Origin of the sequence: Rhizobium bangladeshense (assembly GCF_001662075.1) — a bacterium.
Lineage (GTDB): Bacteria > Pseudomonadota > Alphaproteobacteria > Rhizobiales > Rhizobiaceae > Rhizobium > Rhizobium bangladeshense_B.
This window is the reverse complement of record NZ_LYPL01000063.1, coordinates 1-2,214: the sequence shown is the minus strand read 5'-3', so window position 1 is coordinate 2,214 and position 2,214 is coordinate 1. Positions and strand designations below refer to the sequence as shown.

At 62.4% G+C, this 2,214-nt stretch carries 2 protein-coding genes and 1 pseudogene; all 3 read right to left on the bottom strand.

What is annotated here, in order from left to right:
• Positions 1 to 35: 35 nt before the first annotated feature.
• Positions 36 to 1,007, bottom strand: a complete 972-nt coding sequence (locus A7X77_RS31325; RefSeq protein ID WP_064686657.1) for a carbohydrate ABC transporter permease — start codon at positions 1,005 to 1,007, stop codon at positions 36 to 38.
• Positions 1,004 to 1,957: a carbohydrate ABC transporter permease gene (locus A7X77_RS31320; protein WP_064686658.1), complete on the bottom strand. Its 954-nt coding sequence runs from the start codon at positions 1,955 to 1,957 to the stop codon at positions 1,004 to 1,006. Before A7X77_RS31320 ends, A7X77_RS31325 begins: the two co-directional genes overlap by 4 nt.
• A 116-nt stretch (positions 1,958 to 2,073) precedes the next feature.
• A pseudogene (locus tag A7X77_RS32860) lies at positions 2,074 to 2,214 on the bottom strand (sugar ABC transporter substrate-binding protein); the annotation flags it as partial.

The window sequence follows — 2,214 nt, the reverse complement described above, 5'->3', positions numbered from 1 at the left end:
TTTCTGAGACCGGAGATTTCCAGGAAGGCCATGACTTACCCTTTGACTGCGCCCGCCATCAGGCCACGCACGAAGTAGCGGCCGGCGAGGATATAGACGATGAGCGTCGGAACGGCGGCGATCATCGCCGCCGCCATGTTGACATTGTATTCGACCACCCCGGTCGAGGTGTTGACGACATTGTTGAGCGCCACCGTCATCGGCATGGCGTCGCCGGTGCCGGCATAGGCCGAGGCAAACAGGAAGTCGTTCCAGATATTGGTGAACTGGTAGATGACGGTGACGACGATGATCGGCAGCGAGTTCGGCAGCATGATGCGGCGGAAGATCTGGAAGAAGCTGGCGCCGTCGACCTGGGCGGCGCGCACCAGTTCGGTCGGAAAGGCCTCGTAGAAATTGCGGAAGAACAGCGTGGTGAAGCCGAGGCCATAGACGACATGGACGAAGACCAGGTTGACGGTCGGATTGCCGAAGCCGAAGTTCCAGCCGGTGGCATTCTGCAGCGTCATGCCGAAGCGGCCGAGGCTGCCCAGGATCGTCGCCATCGGCAAGAGCACCGACTGGAACGGGATGAAGCAGGCAAACAGCATCAGCCCGAACACCAGCGTATGGCCGGGGAAGCGCCATTTGGTCAGGATATAGCCGTTCAGCGCCCCCAGGATGGTGGAGATGGCGACGGCCGGCACCACCATCTTGATCGAGTTCCAGAAGTAGCCCTTGATGCCGGCGCAGGTCAGCCCGACGCAGGTCTCGCCCCAGGCCTTGATCCAGGGATCGAAGGTCGGCGCCTCAGGCAGCGCCAGCATGTTGCCGCCCTGGATCTCGTCCATCGTCTTGAACGAGGTCACCAGCATGACGAAGAGCGGCATCAGGTAGAGGATGGCGAAGATCACCAGCAGGCCGTAGATGACGATGCGGCCGATCCAGCGGGTATTGTTGCTGCGCTCCACTCCTGCGGTTGCCGCAGCCGATGACGAGGTGGCGATGGGAGAGGTGACGCTGCTCATCGCGCCTTCTCCTTCAGCTCGGAATAGAGATAGGGAACGATGATCGCCGAGATGGTCATCAGCATGATGATGGCGCTGGCCGAGCCGACGGCCATCTCGTTGCGCTTGAAGGTGTATTCATACATGAAGTTGGACGGCAGCCAGGCCGAGCCGCCCGGCCCGCCCGAGGTCAGCGCCACCACCAGGTCGTAGGACTTGATCGCCATGTGGGCGAGCACGATGAAGGCGGAGAGAAAGATCGGCCGCAACAGCGGAATGACGATGCGGCGGTAGAGCTGCAAGGGCGAAGCGCCGTCGATCTCAGCCGCCTTCATGATCTCGCCGTCGATGCCGCGAAGGCCGGCGAGGAACATCGCCATGACGAAGCCCGAGGCCTGCCAGACGCCGGCGATGACGACGGTGTAGATGACGAAGTCCTTGTTCTTGATCCAGTCGAAGTGGAAGCTCGTCCAGCCGAAGTGGTGCAGCGTCTGCTCCAGCCCGAGGCCGGGGTCGAGGAACCATTTCCAGGCCACGCCGGTGACGATGAAGGACAGCGCCATCGGATAGAGGAAGATCGGCCTGAGCAGCCCCTCGCCGCGGATCTTCTGGTCGAGCAGGATGGCGAGCAGCAGACCGAGCGCCAGGCAGATGCCGACATAGAGGAAGCCGAAGATCGCCATGTTGGTGATCGAGGTGTACCAGGAGGACGGCGGATCGCTCTCGAAGGTCCAGCGCCACAGCCGCTGATAGGCGCGTGGCCCGGTCAGCGCATAGGACGGGAAGGTCTTGGAATTGGTGAAGGAGAGATAGGCCGTCCAGACGATGAAGCCGTAGACGAAGATGAGGGTGATGACGAAGCTCGGCGCCAGCACGATCTTCGGCAGCGCATCCTGCAGCCGGCCTCTGAGCGAGATCGGCGTCGCTTGCCCGGGCGTCAGAACCGGATCGGTGGTCGCAACTGTGCTCATGGATATCATCTCCCTTTCCCGCAGGACCGGCCTTGCCGATCGTCTCCGCCTAATCGCTGCGGAGCCTGACGCTTCCCCGGCCCAAGAGACGGGGAAGCCTTGTTCATCGACGACCCTCAGCGGGCGTCGTCGATCGCCTGGACGAGCTGGGTGACGGCTTCGTCGGAGCTCTTGATCTGGCCGTGGACGAACTTCGAGACGACGTCCTTATAGGCATTGGCGATCGCCGGCGGCGCGCCATAACCCTGGGCCAGCGA